14 protein-coding genes and 1 pseudogene are annotated in these 14,935 nt (G+C 64.6%); 8 read left to right on the forward strand and 7 right to left on the reverse strand.

The features are described 5' to 3' along the window. Position 1: 1 nt before the first annotated feature. Entirely contained in the window at positions 2-436 is a 435-nt protein-coding gene (locus tag NKH57_RS27370; protein ID WP_352949016.1) for a hypothetical protein, read from the forward strand. A gap of 114 nt (positions 437-550) precedes the next feature. Here the strand turns inward: NKH57_RS27370 and NKH57_RS27375 are convergent, their stop codons facing one another. Beyond that, a complete protein-coding gene (locus NKH57_RS27375; protein ID WP_352949019.1) occupies positions 551-2,056 on the reverse strand; it encodes a helicase HerA domain-containing protein in 1,506 nt (501 codons plus the stop codon). 409 nt (positions 2,057-2,465) lie between these two features. Between NKH57_RS27375 and NKH57_RS27380 the strand changes: the two genes are divergently transcribed. After that, positions 2,466-2,771, forward strand: a complete 306-nt coding sequence (locus NKH57_RS27380) for a hypothetical protein (RefSeq protein ID WP_352728854.1) — start codon at positions 2,466-2,468, stop codon at positions 2,769-2,771. Between the two features lie 88 nt (positions 2,772-2,859). Here NKH57_RS27380 and NKH57_RS27385 read toward each other — a convergent pair whose 3' ends face one another. The 3 genes from NKH57_RS27385 to NKH57_RS27395 form a co-directional block, all read right to left on the reverse strand. After that, positions 2,860-3,708, reverse strand: a complete 849-nt coding sequence (locus tag NKH57_RS27385; RefSeq protein ID WP_352949022.1) for an aldo/keto reductase — start codon at positions 3,706-3,708, stop codon at positions 2,860-2,862. A 146-nt stretch (positions 3,709-3,854) separates the two neighbouring features. Further along, positions 3,855-4,487 (reverse strand): Vgb family protein, encoded by a 633-nt coding sequence (locus NKH57_RS27390; RefSeq protein ID WP_352949025.1) that lies wholly within the window; start codon positions 4,485-4,487, stop codon positions 3,855-3,857. A 186-nt stretch (positions 4,488-4,673) separates the two neighbouring features. Continuing rightward, the gene (locus NKH57_RS27395; protein ID WP_352949027.1) at positions 4,674-5,894 is read right to left on the reverse strand and encodes a helix-turn-helix domain-containing protein; all 1,221 of its coding nucleotides are present in this window, start codon (positions 5,892-5,894) and stop codon (positions 4,674-4,676) included. Positions 5,895-6,273: 379 nt separating this feature from the next. On the opposite strand from NKH57_RS27395, the gene NKH57_RS27400 reads away from it, so the two are divergent. The 3 genes from NKH57_RS27400 (at position 6,274) to NKH57_RS27410 (ending at position 7,898) form a co-directional block, all read left to right on the forward strand. After that, complete coding sequence (locus tag NKH57_RS27400; protein ID WP_352949030.1) at positions 6,274-7,023, forward strand: DUF899 domain-containing protein; 750 nt, start codon at positions 6,274-6,276, stop codon at positions 7,021-7,023. A 122-nt stretch (positions 7,024-7,145) separates the two neighbouring features. Further along, complete coding sequence (locus NKH57_RS27405) at positions 7,146-7,409, forward strand: hypothetical protein (RefSeq protein WP_352949033.1); 264 nt, start codon at positions 7,146-7,148, stop codon at positions 7,407-7,409. A 216-nt stretch (positions 7,410-7,625) separates the two neighbouring features. Beyond that, a complete protein-coding gene (locus NKH57_RS27410; RefSeq protein ID WP_023763192.1) occupies positions 7,626-7,898 on the forward strand; it encodes a hypothetical protein in 273 nt (90 codons plus the stop codon). Positions 7,899-8,220: 322 nt separating this feature from the next. Here the strand turns inward: NKH57_RS27410 and NKH57_RS27415 are convergent, their stop codons facing one another. Together NKH57_RS27415 and NKH57_RS27420 are read right to left on the reverse strand one after the other, a co-directional pair. After that, a complete protein-coding gene (locus NKH57_RS27415; RefSeq protein WP_352949036.1) occupies positions 8,221-9,219 on the reverse strand; it encodes a bestrophin family protein in 999 nt (332 codons plus the stop codon). A gap of 59 nt (positions 9,220-9,278) precedes the next feature. Then, a complete protein-coding gene (locus NKH57_RS27420) occupies positions 9,279-9,899 on the reverse strand; it encodes a TetR/AcrR family transcriptional regulator (RefSeq protein ID WP_352949038.1) in 621 nt (206 codons plus the stop codon). 378 nt (positions 9,900-10,277) lie between these two features. Here NKH57_RS27420 and NKH57_RS27425 point away from each other — a divergent pair, with 378 nt between their 5' ends. The 3 genes and pseudogenes from NKH57_RS27425 (at position 10,278) to NKH57_RS27435 (ending at position 14,031) form a co-directional block, all read left to right on the forward strand. After that, the gene (locus tag NKH57_RS27425) at positions 10,278-10,757 is read left to right on the forward strand and encodes a (2Fe-2S)-binding protein (protein ID WP_023760152.1); all 480 of its coding nucleotides are present in this window, start codon (positions 10,278-10,280) and stop codon (positions 10,755-10,757) included. After that, the gene (locus NKH57_RS27430) at positions 10,754-11,737 is read left to right on the forward strand and encodes an FAD binding domain-containing protein (RefSeq protein ID WP_352949041.1); all 984 of its coding nucleotides are present in this window, start codon (positions 10,754-10,756) and stop codon (positions 11,735-11,737) included. Before NKH57_RS27425 ends, NKH57_RS27430 begins: the two co-directional genes overlap by 4 nt. Next, positions 11,734-14,031, forward strand: a pseudogene (locus NKH57_RS27435) (xanthine dehydrogenase family protein molybdopterin-binding subunit). Before NKH57_RS27430 ends, NKH57_RS27435 begins: the two are co-directional and overlap by 4 nt. Before the next feature lie 181 nt (positions 14,032-14,212). On the opposite strand, the gene NKH57_RS27440 reads toward NKH57_RS27435, so the two are convergent. Continuing rightward, positions 14,213-14,935, reverse strand: a 723-nt coding sequence (locus NKH57_RS27440; RefSeq protein ID WP_352949044.1) for a zinc-dependent alcohol dehydrogenase family protein, incomplete at its 5' end; no start/stop codon positions are given.

Genomic DNA, 14,935 nt, shown 5'->3' on the forward strand with positions numbered 1-14,935 from the left:
TATGTCCGAATTCGACAACTATCGACGTGCCAAGATCGTTGTGATCGGCCTCGCGGGGCTTGGAATGACGCTTACGTCCGCTTTCGCAGCGAATAGCGACTGCCACGGCGTAAAGGTCGATGTGACGAAGGCGCGCGAACAAGAGTTTGGCGCTCTCGTTGCATCGGCGATGACCAACAAGGTCAAACCCGCCCAGGTGAAATTCCAAACGATTCTGGAAAGCGGGAAATGGAGCGCCGCTTATATTTCTACACCCGTGGCCGAAGACGGCATGATGTTCTTCCAGACAGTCAATGGAGAAAGGCAGTTTCGTGAAGTATGGGGCGGATATGCGGCTCCATCGGAAGAACCTGAATTGGTATCCTGGGCAAAGAAGCTCGGAGTGCCGCAAGATCTAGCAAAATGTTTTGCCGAGACAGTTACAGAACGAAGGTGATGGTCGCCGGGTATTGCCGCGAATGATTTTCAGGCCATCGATCATGCGGAAGCCGATCAAGGTGCATCGGTCCACGGAAACGCAGCTCCATCTTCTTGTTTTGATGGGCGTCCCTCACAGGGCCAGGCTACCCTGCTCCGCCGCCTCGGCATTCGGGTCGCCCGGCGCCGTCGCCCAGGCCAGTTCGACCAGCGTCACGGTGCGCCGGCCTGTCCCGTCGAGCTGGCAGACGATGAGGCCTTGCTCCTCGATATAGGTCAGGAGGCGCCGGGCGCGGCGCAGCGAGTGGGAACCGTAGGCGCGGGCGATCGCCGCGTCGCTCGGGCACGGCCAGCCCTCCTTCGCCGCACGCGCGATCATCATGAACACGCCCTGCATGTCGTCGGGCAGCAGCGACGCGCGGACGGAAACGTCCTGCCAGGCGTCGTCGCCTGCCGCCATGTCGGAGCCGAGGCCGGCTCGAGCGCGCGTCAGCATGCGCCGGAACTCCGGCAGATCGGGCACGACCGAGGCGAGGCCCTCGATGCGGCAGCGCACGACGAATTCTTGATAGAGCACGCCGATGACACGAAAACCCGCGTCGGGCTGCGCCAGGATGGCGCGCAGCACACGATCCACGCGCTCGCGGCGCTCCGCCAGATCTTCGGCGCTGATTTGCGGCTCCACCGGCTCGGGACGGATTTCCAGCGCTGCCGATTTGGCCGCCATCAGCTGATCGAGTAGGTCCGGCGACGCCGTCCGGCGCGGCGCGCGCACGGCCTCTGGGGGCGGGGCGGCCAGAATGATCGCGCGAGCATCCTCCAGCGCCGCCTCCGGCATCGCCATCAGCCGCGGCGTGCCGTTGCGCGGGCTGGTGTCGGTCGGGCCGATGCGAAGCCCCAGCGGACGGCGCGACAGCGCTGGCCCCAGCGCCATGAACTGCCCGCGCTCCAGGTCGCGAAACGCCTCCGCCTGGCGCCGCTCCATGCCCAGGAGATCGGCGGCGCGCGCCATGTCGATATCGAGGAAGGTGCGGCCCATCAGGAAATTGGACGCCTCGGCGGCGACGTTCTTGGCGAGCTTGGCCAGCCGCTGGGTGGCGATAATGCCGGCAAGCCCGCGCTTTCGGCCACGACACATCAAATTGGTCATCGCGCCGAGCGAAAGTTTGCGCGCTTCGTCCGACACCTCGCCGGCCACCGCCGGTGCGAACAGCTGCGCCTCGTCCACGACGACCAGCATCGGGTACCAGTGGTCGCGGGCGACCTCGAACAGCCCGCCGAGGAACGCGGCGGCGCGCCGCATCTGGTTCTCTGCATCGAGCCCTTCGAGATTGAGCACAGTGGAAACGCGATGAATGCGCGCCCGCTCGCCGGCCGCCTGCAAGCCACGCTCGGTATGCTGCTCGGCATCGATGACCAGATGGCCGTATCTGTCGCCCAGCGAGACGAAGTCGCCTTCGGGATCAATGATGGTCTGCTGCACCCAGGGCGCGCTCTGTTCCAGGAGCCGGCGCAAAAGGTGCGATTTGCCGGAGCCCGAATTGCCCTGCACCAAAAGCCGGGTGGCCAGCAATTCCTCGAGATCCAGGTTCGCCGGGGCGCCCGCTGTCGTGTGTCCCATCTCGATCGCAACGGTCATTTCGACTCAAGGCTCCTTTCGCAGACGGGCTTATCAACTGGGTCACAGCCCGTCGAGCGCGCATGGCCGCCAGTTCCGCGTTGCGCACAGCCGGCCAGACGCGATCCGTCGGGCGAACCCTGTGGATAGTAACCAGTCGTTCACCATGGGCGGGTGTTCCGATTGCAGATATCAGGCATCCGCCTAGCCTGACCGTGCATCGCGTCCCCAACGTGGTGCGTCCCAACCCCGCCCCTGGCGACCGACGTCTTCAAGTTTCTTTCACAGTATATGTCGGTCGCCAATTTCGCCTGGTCCAATCCTGTTCTGACATCATGCCGGACCGCTCCATGGCGCAAACTTTGGGTTGACCCCTTCGGACCGCGAGGCGACACTCCACCCAACGCTGCAGGTGCGAGGAGGAATTGCGATGGACGAACCCGAACGGTGGCGCCACATGTCGACGGCGCCGAGGGATGGGAGCCGGATCCTGGTCACGGTGCGCCCATCCGAACAGGGGCCGGCGGAAGTCGACCTCGCCTATTGGTCGCGCGCCGACCAGTTCGCCCCGGAAGGCTGGCGCGCATCGGACTCGTCGCCCGGGCGCGTCATCGAATACGCCGAACCTGAACTGAAATGCTGGATGCCGCTGCCGACAGCCAACCTCAGCCGTGCATCCATGCCGGCGCCGTGGGAAGGCGAAGACGCCCAGCAGTTGGATGGCTCGGGGATTTGAGGAACTGGCCGTACCCAATCGCTGCAGCTGGAGATTAGCCGATCTCCACCCTTGCGGGGGAGATTGGCAGCTTCACGGTCGGCTCCCCTCAAAACAAAAACGCGGCCGTGGCGGGGTTCGGACCGGTGCGGCCGGAGGCTGAATCCATGCCGCGGATCGTCTGCAGATCCTGCGCATCCAGCTCGAAATCGAAGACGTCGAAATTGGCGGCGATGCGGTCCTGGTGGATCGATTTTGGAATGACGATCAGCCCCTCCTGAAGATTCCAGCGGATGATTGTCTGGGCCGCGGACTTGCCGTGCTTTCGGGCGATGCCGGCAATGGTCGGATCGTTCAGCAGCCGGCCGCTGCCCAGCGGGCTCCAGCTTTCGATGCGGATGTCATGCCTGGCATGGAAGTCCCTGATACCGCGCTGCTGGAACTGGGGATGCAGTTCGATCTGGTTGACGACGGGCGTCACGCCGGTCTCGCCGATGATCCGCTCGAGATGGTCCTGGTTGAAATTCGAAACTCCGATCGACTTGATGCGGCTGGACTGCCTGAGCTCGACCAGCGTCTTCCAGGCCTCGACATATTTGTCCTGGCTGGGCACCGGCCAGTGGATCAGGAACAGGTCGATCTGCTCGATACCGAGCTCGTCCATCGTCTCGTCGAAGGCGCGCAGCGCCGCATCGCGCTGGTGCGCGCCGTTGCGCAGCTTGGAGGTGATGAACAGTTCGCCCCTCGGCACGCCGGCACTGCGGATCGCCTCTCCGACCCCCTCCTCGTTCCGGTAGCCCTCGGCGGTGTCGATTAGACGATAGCCGGCCTCGATCCCCCAACCCACCACTTGCGCCGTGATGTCCTGATCGACCTGCCACACTCCAAGGCCGAGTTGGGGAATGGCGGAGCCGTCATTCAACGCAATTTTTTCAGGCATGGTGGGCTGTTCAGGCATGGTGGGGGATCCTTTGCAAAGATGGTCCAGGCGGTTCGCCCGGTGCCCGCCCTATCTAGGTTCGATAGAGGGCGGCGGCCAGTTGGCAGGGGCAAATTTGCCACGTGCGATCTGCGGTCCTGATCTTTGCGTCGAAGGATACGGCCTCACCGTGGCCGGCGCACCGCCCGCACCACCCCGGCGGAGGTGCTGCCGCAGAAGAGCCGGTCGCCGCCATCGGATTCCAGTCCCGAGACGCCCATGCCGGCCGGCATGTCGAGCTTCTCCAGAACCTTGCCTGATTGCGGGTCGACGCGGCGCAAATCGCTCTGGTCGCCTTCCCAGGTGGCGTGCCACAGCTCGCCATCGACCCAGGTCACCCCGGTGACGAAACGGTTGGATTCGATGGTGCGCAGGATTGCCCCGGTCTCAGGGTCGATCTGGTGGATTTTGCGCTCGCGGTATTGCCCTACCCAAAGCGTCCCTTCGGCCCAGGTCAGCCCGGAATCGCCGCCACCGCCGGGCGCCGGAATGGTCGCCAGCACCTGACCGGTATCAGGGTCGATCTTCTGTATCAGGTCGTTGGCAAGTTGGAAGAAATGCTGACCGTCATAGGCGGTGCCGGCATGCGCCGCGACATCGATCGAGCGCAGCGCCTGCCCGTCTGCCGGATCGAAGGCGTTCAGCTTCTCACCCGAGGCAAACCAGACATTGTTGCCGTCAAAGCTCACTCCATGGACCCTTTCCACACCGGGAAAAGGTCCGTACTCGTGCAGGACTTCGGCCGCTGAATGTCTCATGTCTTGATCCTCGATGTTGGTCGTCATCGCGCCGGTCATGTTCCAAGGTGTGTCGAGATTCAGGTCAGGCCGCGCCGAAAATGGTGGCTTCCGAGAACCAGAGCGGAGCGTACTTTTCGTACGTGAGCACCGGAAGCGCAGGAAGCCGCCATATGCAGGCCGGCCTCACCTGAATATCAGCACATCTTAGCCGTTCGGCGGCGGGGACGGGAGTAACAACGTCGTCGTGAATCCAGCCACCGGCGGCGTCATCCAGCGGCGCGCCCGTCCGTGCCCGAAAAACTGCACCTTGCCAGCCTCGCCAAGCTGCTCCAGCGCCCGCTGCACGCTGCGCTGGCCGATGCCAAGCGCCAGTGCCAGCGCAGAGGTCGCCCAGGCTTCGCCATCGGCAAGGAAGGCCAGCACCGCCGCGTGCCGCTCCTCGATCGGCCGCGCCAGCACCAGCACCTCGCGCTCGTGGCGCGGCGCCAGTGCGAAGCCTTGGCTGGTCGCGCCGATATCGGCCAGCCCCCGCAGTTCGGCGCGCAGCCGGCCGATCTCGACCCGCAGCCGCGCCCGATGCGATTCATCGGCGTGCCTGCCGCCGAAGGCTTCGGCGATCAGTCTCGCCCGCGAAACATCGCCAGGCCAGGCTTCGGCGAGCGTGCGAGCCAGCGCAAACAGCACCGGGCGCGTTGCCAGCGAGACCGTTGCTTCCCGCTGGCGCACGACATAGCGGAAGCTATCGACCACCAGCGCCGGCGACGCCTGCAGCGCCTCGACGTCCTCGAGCAGCAAGGGGCGCTGCTCACCACCAGCGATCAGCCGCGCCGCCGGCGTGTCCAGCGCCAGGAATGCACTGTCGACCTCCGCGATCAGACCCGTAATGCCGGCCCGGAGGGCGGCATGGCGGGCCCACTCCAACGCCCTGCGCGCCGGCTTCGTCTTCAGGCGCCGCATCGCGATGCCGGCGACGGCAAGCTCGTGCGCGGCTCGCGCGGCAGGCGGCAGCGGCGCCGGGTCGAGCCCGGCCAGCACGTCTTCGGCCTCGTCGAGACGGCCGATCAAAAGCAGGCGCCGTACCTTGAGGTGGCCGGCATGCGCGGCGTTCAGCCGGTCGCCATGCTTTTCCAGCGTTGCGCGCGCCGCGTCGAGCGCCTTGTCCGCCCATCCCAGATCACGCGACACCAGTGCGATCTCGGCTTCGGCAACGACGCATCTGGCACGCGCCACCGCCTCTTTCGGACCGAAGCCACGCGCAGCCCGCCGCAGCAGCGCCTTGGCGCGATCGAGATCGCCGAGTTGCGCCATGGCAATGCCGCGCAGGGCCAGTGCCGGCGGGTCTTCGCGCAGGGCGACACGATCCAGCGCGCCGAGCGGATCGCCCCCGGCCAGCGCCATTGCTGCCGCGGTGATCAGCGAGTCCATTCAAATCCCGTCACACTTGTAACTCCCACCCTCAGCGCCGCACGCCCTAACCTAAGTCATGGCCGCCAGCCAGCAATGCCCTGGCAGCCACCGTTGACGCCAATTTAGGCATTCACCAGCCTGAGCATTTCAGGTGTCGATATTAAGCATCTCACAAGGGAGTTGACATGCCTGACCCCAACGACCTGCCTCTCCACGCGACGGACGCCATGGCCGGCGGCTCTGAGCGGATGCGCCACCCCTGCTGCGGCGGGCCGGCTCTTTCAAATCCCGTCACACTTGTAACTCCCACCCCCGCGCTTGACCGACCTATTCTGCCTGACAGCAAGCAACCACACGTCGCAACGGCGCGACAACAGACTGGCAAAGGAGACGACCAATGACCAAGCAGACCGCAATGAAGACCCCGCCGATCGTTTCTAGACAGGATTGGGAAGCCGCCCGCGAACAGATGCTGGTGAAGGAGAAGGCCACGCTGCGCGCCAAGGATGCTTTGGCCGCCGAGCGCCGGCGCATGCCGTGGATGGAAGTCGACAAGGCCTATGTGTTCGAGGGGCCGAATGGCAAGGCGAGCCTGCTCGATTTGTTCGAAGGCCGTCGGCAGTTGATCGTCTACCGCGCCTTCTTCGAGCCCGGCGTGTACGGTTGGCCCGAACATGCCTGCCGCGGTTGTTCGCTCGGCGCCGACCAGGTCGGCCACCTCGCCCATCTCAACGCCCGCAACACCACGCTTGCCTACGCCTCGCGCGCCCCGCAGGCCGACATTGCGCGGCTGAAGCAGCGGATGGGCTGGGAGATGCCCTGGTATACCATTACGGATAGTTTCGACAAAGACTTCGGTGTCGACGAATGGCACGGCCACAACGTCTTCATCCGCGATGGCGACCGCATCTTCCGCACCTACTTCATCAACAACCGCGGCGACGAGGCGATGGGCACCGTCTGGAGCTATCTCGACGCGACGCCGCTTGGTCGCCAGGAGATCTGGGAGGATTCGCCCGAAGGCTATCCGCAGACCCCGCTCTATTCTTGGTGGAACTGGCACGACAACTACGATGCCGGGCCAGACAAGACATGGGAAGAAGTAGCGGCAGCAGGCGAAGCGGCGTTCCGGGACAAGGACCAGTAAGGGCTCTCCAGCTTGGTTCCTCGCCCCACGAAAGTGGGGAGGGGAACCCAAATCCTGGAAGATCGCGCCCCCCACCACATGCGACGCCCCGGCGCTGGCATCACAATTGGAGGATGAGGACCATGCTCGATATCCATACAGCCACCAGCGGAGCGATCCCCGAAAACATCAATGCGTCCACCCTCAGCATCGCCAATTGGCTATGCCTTGCCGCGGCACCGACCTTCGCCCTGATGGCGCTGCTCACCTGTCTTCTCGGTGGCGATGCGGCCATGCTGTGTATGGGCTCCTCGCCGCTCACCGGAATGGCGGCGATGTATCTCCTCATGAGCGCCTTCCATTTGGCGCCCTGGCTACGGGTGATTTCCGGCCGGCAGGTCCGATAGTTCCAGCGCGCCGCCGAGAAAGACGGGACGACAGGACACCACTATCCATCAGCAGAAGCTAATTGACAGTCCAAGAGAAACGGCGCTCACTGGCTGGTACAGGTGGATCGCGGCATCAGGCGGGCGACATCGACCGCAGGCATCACCTGAAGCAATTCCCGGGAAAAAGCGCATAGCGCTTTCCCTTGAGAATTGCGTAAAACCAGGGAGGACGCCATGCCAACCGTTATCGGCCATCACAACATCACGAAAGACAGCAAGCACTGGCTCAGTTCACCCAAGCGTAAGGAGCTTTTCGGCTCGCTTGGGATCACCAACATCCGCACTTTCGTCGATCCGCAGAACCCGAAACACGTGGCCGTGATGATGGACGTTCCGGACATGGATAAGATGGCCGCTTTGATGCAGAGTAAGGCAGCAGCCGATGCGATGGCCTATGATGGCGTAGCGCCGGAGTCGCTGGTGATCCTGGTCGAAGCGAAGGGCTAGTTGAGTCGTTCGCTCCGGTGTGCGCGATTTGCAACGATGCCGGCCGCTGCGAGCAGTTGTGCTCACGGAATTGCCCGGGCGAACGCCGATCACGCGCCGCGCCGTCCGCCCTGGAAGGACGTGGCCGTGGTCGGCTCCGGCCTGATATTCGAAGCGCATGGCGAGATGGAAGCGAGCGGGCTGCCGGGCGGGCTTCAATTTTTTTCCGTCAAGGGAGCGGACGCGTCCTGACGGCTCCTGCTTCCTTGCCCGGTAACAGCCTGACGCAGGTGCCTGAGCTTATCGGTATTGCGCATCACATAGATTGCCGCAACGAAGCGCTTCAGGTCGCGATGTCATTGACCGGCAGCCAGGGCTTGGGAAGGTCAAGCTCCCCAAGCCCGCTGCGCAACTCGATCTCGATGTCACGGCAGATCTGCGAGATCGGAACATCATTGGCATTGCCCTCGAAGGGATTGGCGCTGCTTTCGCCGACCTGGTCGAGCGACATGTAGGCCCAGCCCAGCAGCGTGCTGAACGGGATCGTCAGCCAGATCGCGATCGGGCCGAGCATGCCGCCCAGTTTGCCCATGTCCGCAAAGACCGGAACCACCCCGAACGGCAACAGCGTGCAAAAGATCATGACGAACATGGAACTGACGATGGCGTATTGCCTCGGATAGGGATTGTTCTTGATACGATCGCAGCGCGCCTGCTGATCATGGAAATCACGGATCAGCTTGATAAGTTCGACATAGACCTGCGGAGGAATTTTTGCGTCCTTGAGCAACGCATTGACCTGGACCGACTGCATTTCCAAAAGCGCTAGCGCCGGCTGCGGCGACTTCAGGACGTCCTCGGCCTGTTCGGCCAACAACGGACGCAGTTCCTCGGCGACCGAACTCGCATCCTCATGGATGCGGTAGCGACGCCGGTATTCGACATTGGCGGCCCGCGCCATGGATTCCCACGGCATCGGCCGGCGTAGGGCGAAGCGCAACGCCGTCATCCAGGCGATATGGCGGTAGATGAGCTGCTTTGCCGTTAGCGCATCGATGAAATCCCTGCAGAAATTGGACCACAACCGGCTGCTCGCCGTGATTTGCGTAAAGGCCTGCAGCGCGTCACTGCTGCGCGTGAACACCTGCGAATTCTTGAACCCGGCAACAAGTGACACGGTGGTGCCGAGCACGAGCACCACCGGCCATGGCACCGAGAAGCCGGCAATCCCCGGTAGGCGGTAGGCAGCGACAGCCAGTCCGCTCACCACCACCATGTAAATGACACTGCGGCGCGACCAGAGCGCGAAATCTATCAACTTGTAGGAACGGCCTACATACATCTCATGCCCCTCAAATCATGGACAGGTCTGGTTGTCGCGCGGCCGGAATCCGGCCGCTCTCATCGTTCCTTTACAGCCCCGAACCGCAACCCGTCCATCAAGAGCTTGACCAGCCGGCGCGAACGGTCGCGCCACTCCGGCGTGTCGGGCGCCGAGTAGATGCCGGATAGTGCGTGCAGCACATCGGAGGCGTCGACGTCGCCGCGGATGGTGCCGTCGGCCACCGCGGCTTCGACCAGTTGCCGAAGCGCCTGCGAGACCCGGCCGGACGTATCGGAAAACAGCGTCGAATTGGTGTTGAGCAGGATGCGCAGGCTGGTCGCCAGGCCGCGCTTGGTGGCGATGTAATCGACGAAGCGCTGCATCCACTGTTCCAGCGCGACATCGGACGGGTGTTTTTCGGCGAGCTCGCCGGCGGCCGCGCACAGCGCCTCCACCTCGCGCCGGTAGACCACTTCGACCAAATGCTCGCGCGTCGGAAAATGCCGGTAGAGCGTGCCGATGCCGACGGCGGCCTGGCGCGCTATCTCTTCCAGCGAGGCGTCGATACCGCGCTCCGCAAAGACGGATGCCGCCACCTCGACCAGCCGGTCGCGGTTGCGCTGCGCATCGGCGCGCAACGGCTTTGCCTCCGTGCCTTCGGCTTTCTTTTCAGCGATGACGGACGGCTCCACGGCCACTTTTTTCTCCACTGCCGAAATATGGGGCTTGAACCCATCCGGGTCAGCCCCCACGTAAACAAACGGAGGCACCTCCGTTTTAGTGGAGCACCTTTATCATATAATCAGGGGAGCCGGTATGTCACGTCTGCAAAATGCCGAGCGTGTAATCTCCCCCCTCGAGGGGGAGATGTCGCCGAAGGCGACAGAGGGGGTCGGCTCGACTGGGCGCGACCTCCTGCGGCAGATGGAAGTTAGCGCTTTACGTCCGGCGACCCCCTCTGGCCTGCCGGCCATCTCCCCCTCAAGGGGGGAGATCACGCCCTTCGCGCCCTTGCCCTCGCCCGCCCCAACACCAATTCATCCCCATCCGCGTCAAGCAACTGGAGCCAGACGCCCATGACCAAGACAACAATTCCCGTCCATCTCGATATCAACGGCCACCATCACGAGTTGCAACTCGAGCCGCGCGTCACGCTGCTCGACGCCTTGCGCGACCGGCTAGGCCTGACCGGCACCAAGAAGGGCTGCGACCACGGCCAGTGCGGCGCCTGCACCGTGCATGTCGACGGCGAGCGCGTGCTGGCCTGCCTGACGCTTGCCGCGCAAGTCGAGGGCCGCACCGTCACCACCATAGAGGGGCTTGCACGTGAGGGCGAACCGCATCCCGTGCAGGCTGCCTTCCTCGAACAGGATGCCTTCCAGTGCGGCTATTGCACGCCAGGCCAGATCATGTCGGCGGTGGCTTGCATACGCGAGGGCCATGCCGGCTCAGATGACGAGATCCGCGAATACATGGCCGGCAATCTCTGCCGCTGCGGCGCTTATCCGCATATCGTCGCCGCCGTTCGCCAGGCTGCATTGGAGGTCGCATCATGAGGGATTTTTCCTATCTGCGCGCCAGCTCGGTCGATGCGGCAAGACAGGCGGCCGCCCTACCCGGCGCCATGCTGTTCGCAGGCGGCACCACGCTCATCGACCTCGCCAAATGCGGCGTCGCCGAGCCCGAGACACTGGTCGACATCACCCATCTCAAGGGCCTGAACGGCGTCGAGCTCAACGAGCGCGGCGCCACCATCGGCGCGCTTGCCAAGATGAGCCACGTCGCCGACCATGACGGTATCAGGAGCCGCTTCCCCGCCGTCTCGGAAGCGCTGTGGCAGGCGGCTTCCGCACAGATCCGCAACATGGCGACTATCGGCGGCAATCTGATGCAGCGCACGCGCTGTCCGTACTTCCGCGATCCGGCGAATTTCCCCGCCTGCAACAAGCGGGAACCCGGCAGCGGCTGTTCGGCCATCGGCGGTGTCACACGGGGCCATGCGGTACTCGGCACCAGCGAAGCCTGCATCGCCATGTATCCGGGTGACCTCGCCGTGGCGCTGGTCGCCTTCGATGCGATCGTGCATCTCGGCGGTCGCCAGGTCCCGGTGGATGATTTTTTCCTCTTGCCCGGCACAACGCCGAACAAGGAACACGCGATCGAACCGGGCGAGATGATCACCGCCATCGAGATCCCCGGCTCGGCCTCTGGCCGGCGTTCGACCTATCTGAAGATCCGCGATCGGCAATCCTATGAGTTTGCCGCGGCGAGTGCCGCCGTCGGCGTCGAGTTCGAGGCCGATGGGCGGACCATCCGTGACCTGCGCGTGGCGCTTGGCGGCGTCGCGACCAAACCTTGGCGGGCGAAAGCCGTGGAGGACGCGCTGAAGGGCAAGGCGCTGGAACCAGATGCTGTCCGCGCTGCCAGCCTGCTCGCGATCGAAGGCGCCGTCGACCATGGCGCCAACCATTACAAGCTTGAACTGGCGCCGCGCGTCGTCGCGCGCGCCATCCTCAAAATGGGAGAGACGGCATGACCGTTCACAACATCAGACATGGTGATGCATCCGACGGCGCGCTGGCGCAAGTCGTCGGCGGCCGGCTGTCGCGCGTCGACGGCCCGGCCAAGATCACCGGCGCAGCCAAATACGCCGTCGAGCAACAGCTCGAAGGCCTCGCCTACGCCGTGCTGGTCGAAAGCACGATTGCCTCAGGCAAGGTGCGCTCGATCGACACCGCAGAGGCGCAGGCAGCACCCGGGGTGCTGCAAGTGCTGACGCCGGACACCATCATCAGCCTGAGAACCGCCTCGGACTGGTTCGGCACGCCGCCACCCGACAAGCCCTATTGCCCGCTGGTGCGCGACATCACTTTCTCCGGCCAGCATGTCGCCGCTGTCGTCGCCGAAACCTTCGAGCAGGCGGTCGCCGCGGCAGCCCTCGTCAAGGTCAGCTATGATGAGACCCCCGCCATCGTCGACCTTAGCGACGCCAAGGCCGGCGACGGCATCCCGATCGACGCCATGACCAAGGAATGGGGCGACGCGCAAGCCGCTTTCGCCTCGGCCCCGGTGCGCATCTGCGCCGCCTACAACACGCCGCGCGAATACCAGGCGCCGATGGAGCCGCATGGCCTGATCGCCCGCTGGGAGGACGACCGCCTCACCGTGTGGGAGCCGAGCCAGTGGCTGGACGGCATGGCGCGCACCTATGCCGAATGGTTCGGCGTGCCGTTCGAAAATGTGCGCCTGGTCTCGCCTTATATTGGCGGCGGCTTCGGCTCCAAGGCACTGGCGCTCAGCCATGGTGCGGTGGCGGCATCCGCAGCAAAGATGCTCGGCCGGCCGGTGCGGCTGGTGATGACGCGGCCGCAGACCTTCACCGGCTATGGCGGCCGCGCCGCGACGCGGCAGACGGTGACGATCGGTGCCGACCGGCAAGGAAAAATCCAGTCGATCGTGCATCGCGGCGTCAATGAAACGTCCGTCGACGGCATGTGGGTCGAGCCGCTCGGATCGGTCACCTCGATCATGTACGCGACGCCGAATTTCTCGTCCAAGCAGAATGTCGTGCGGGTGAATTCTGTAGTGCCTGGCCCCATGCGCGCGCCGGGCGAAAACCCCTCCGCCTTCGGCATCGAAAGCGCCATCGACGAACTCGCCTACGAGGTCGGCATCGATTCGCTGGAGATCCGGCTCAGGAACTATGCCGAGCAGGATCCGGAAGCCAAAAAAGCCTGGTCGACCAGACAGTTGCGCGAGGCTTTTGCCGCCGGCGCGGAACGCTTCGGCTGGTCCAGGCGTACGCCCGAACCGCGCTCCATGCGCAACGGCAATCAGCTGATCGGCTGGGGCGTTGCGGCAGGTACCTATCCCGTGCGGCGCGCCTATGGCGAGGCGATCGTGCGCATCCTGGCCGACGGCTCGGTCGAGGTCGAAAGCTCCTCGATCGACATGGGCCAGGGCACCTACACCATCTTGGTGCAGACCGCCGCCGAGACGGTCGGGGTGCCGGCCGACCATGTCGTGGTGAAGCTCGGCGATTCGCGCTTGCCCCGCGCCGGCGTCGCCGGCGGCTCGCGGCTGGCCGGCGTGATGACCGGTGCGGTCCATAAGGCGGCGACCTCGGCGCTCGACCAGTTGATCGGGCTGGCGATCAGCGATCCACGGTAACCCTTCCACCCGCTGCAGGCCAACACTTTGGTTGTCGCCAACGGCCGTATGTCGTCGCCACGCGGCGACGGGCCTGATGTCTCGATCTCCGAGCTGCTCAAAAGCGTCGGCCGCGACCACATCGAGGCCACCGGCGACACCATGCCGGCCAATTCGACGCCAGAGGATCGCTACAAGAACTACACCACCATCGCCATGGCGTTGCCGCACACCGAAGGCGACTATTCCCGCCACTCCTGGTGCGCGCATTTCATCGAGGTGCGCGTCGATGAGGATTTCGGCACGGTGCGGGTGTCACGCGTGGTGTCGGCGCTGGATTCCGGCCGGCTCTACAACCCGAAGCTCGCCGAAAGCCAGTGGAAGGGCGGCATCATCATGGGCATCGGCCAGGCGCTGCTCGAAGAAGGCATCGTCGACCGCCGCCATGGCCGCATCGTAAACAACAACCTCGCCGATTATCTGGTGCCGACCAATGCCGACATTCCCGACATCGAGGTAATCTCGGTCGGCATCCCCGACCTGCATTCCTCGGTGCTCGGCGGCAAGGGTGTCGGTGAACTGGCCATCGTCGGCATCGCCCCCGCGATCGCCAACGCGGTGTTTCATGCGACGGGCAAGCGGGTTCGGGATTTGCCGATCACGCTGGAGAAGCTGATCTGAGGTGAGAGCGTGATCTCCCTCCTTGAGGGGGAGATGGCCGGCAGGCCAGAGAGGGTCGGTTCGACTGGGCTCGGCCCATGCAGCAGATCAGGTTGGCGCTTCACGCGAGACGACCCCCTCTGTCGCCTTCGGCGACATCTCCCCCTCGAGGGACCCTCGAGGGGGGAGATTATCCGCTTCCTCACCACTCCAACCCGAACACCAGCTTGCCGAAGTGCAAGCCGCCGGCGGCCATGTGGGCGTAGGCTTCGGCCGCTTCATTCTGCGAAAACACCTTGTCGACGACCGGGTCGATCCTGGCCGCACCGATGGCGCGGATGGCGTCGCGGAGGTCGGACACCGATCCGGTGTTGTTGCCGACCACTTTCAACGCCTTGATGATGATCGGCAGCAGATTGATCGTGGCCTCGGCGCCGGTGACGAAGCCGATGGTGAACAGCGTGCCGCCGGGCGCGGTGGCGTTGATGGCGCGGGCAAAGGTGGCCGTGCCGCCGGTCTCGACGACGAGGTCGGCGCCGAGGCCGTCCGTCAGTTCCAGCACCTTGCCGTCCCAGTCGGGCGTCGCTCGATAGTTGATGAGATGATCGGCACCCAGTGCCTTCGCCCGCTCCAGCTTCTCGTCCGACGAGGAGGTGATGATGACGGTGGCGCCGGCAGCTTTTGCAAGCTGCAGGGTGAAGATCGAGACGCCGCCGGTGCCAAGCAGCACGACGACCGAGCCCGGTCCGACATCGGCGGCGCGGATGGCGTTCCAGGCGGTGGTGCCGGCGATCGGCAGCGTCGACGCCGCCGCGAAGGAGAGCTGCGCCGGCCCCGGCCCGGCCGAATTGACCGGCCGCGGGACATATTCGGCCAGCGACCCCGGCAGCGCGATGCCACGCCTCTGCCTCCTCTCGTAAGGCCG

Origin of the sequence: Mesorhizobium sp. M1050, assembly GCF_040318715.1 — a bacterium.
Taxonomy (GTDB): domain Bacteria; phylum Pseudomonadota; class Alphaproteobacteria; order Rhizobiales; family Rhizobiaceae; genus Mesorhizobium.

Bases quoted from the DNA above. Each gene is read 5' to 3' on its own strand.
- NKH57_RS27370 (WP_352949016.1), top strand. From the start codon at position 2: ATGTCCGAATTCGACAACTATCGACGTGCCAAGATCGTTGTGATCGGC.
- NKH57_RS27375 (WP_352949019.1), bottom strand. From the start codon at position 2,056: ATGACCGTTGCGATCGAGATGGGACACACGACAGCGGGCGCCCCGGCG.
- NKH57_RS27380 (WP_352728854.1), top strand. From the start codon at position 2,466: ATGGACGAACCCGAACGGTGGCGCCACATGTCGACGGCGCCGAGGGAT.
- NKH57_RS27385 (WP_352949022.1), bottom strand. From the start codon at position 3,708: ATGCCTGAACAGCCCACCATGCCTGAAAAAATTGCGTTGAATGACGGC.
- NKH57_RS27390 (WP_352949025.1), bottom strand. From the start codon at position 4,487: ATGAGACATTCAGCGGCCGAAGTCCTGCACGAGTACGGACCTTTTCCC.
- NKH57_RS27395 (WP_352949027.1), bottom strand. From the start codon at position 5,894: ATGGACTCGCTGATCACCGCGGCAGCAATGGCGCTGGCCGGGGGCGAT.
- NKH57_RS27400 (WP_352949030.1), top strand. From the start codon at position 6,274: ATGACCAAGCAGACCGCAATGAAGACCCCGCCGATCGTTTCTAGACAG.
- NKH57_RS27405 (WP_352949033.1), top strand. From the start codon at position 7,146: ATGCTCGATATCCATACAGCCACCAGCGGAGCGATCCCCGAAAACATC.
- NKH57_RS27410 (WP_023763192.1), top strand. From the start codon at position 7,626: ATGCCAACCGTTATCGGCCATCACAACATCACGAAAGACAGCAAGCAC.
- NKH57_RS27415 (WP_352949036.1), bottom strand. From the start codon at position 9,219: ATGTATGTAGGCCGTTCCTACAAGTTGATAGATTTCGCGCTCTGGTCG.
- NKH57_RS27425 (WP_023760152.1), top strand. From the start codon at position 10,278: ATGACCAAGACAACAATTCCCGTCCATCTCGATATCAACGGCCACCAT.
- NKH57_RS27430 (WP_352949041.1), top strand. From the start codon at position 10,754: ATGAGGGATTTTTCCTATCTGCGCGCCAGCTCGGTCGATGCGGCAAGA.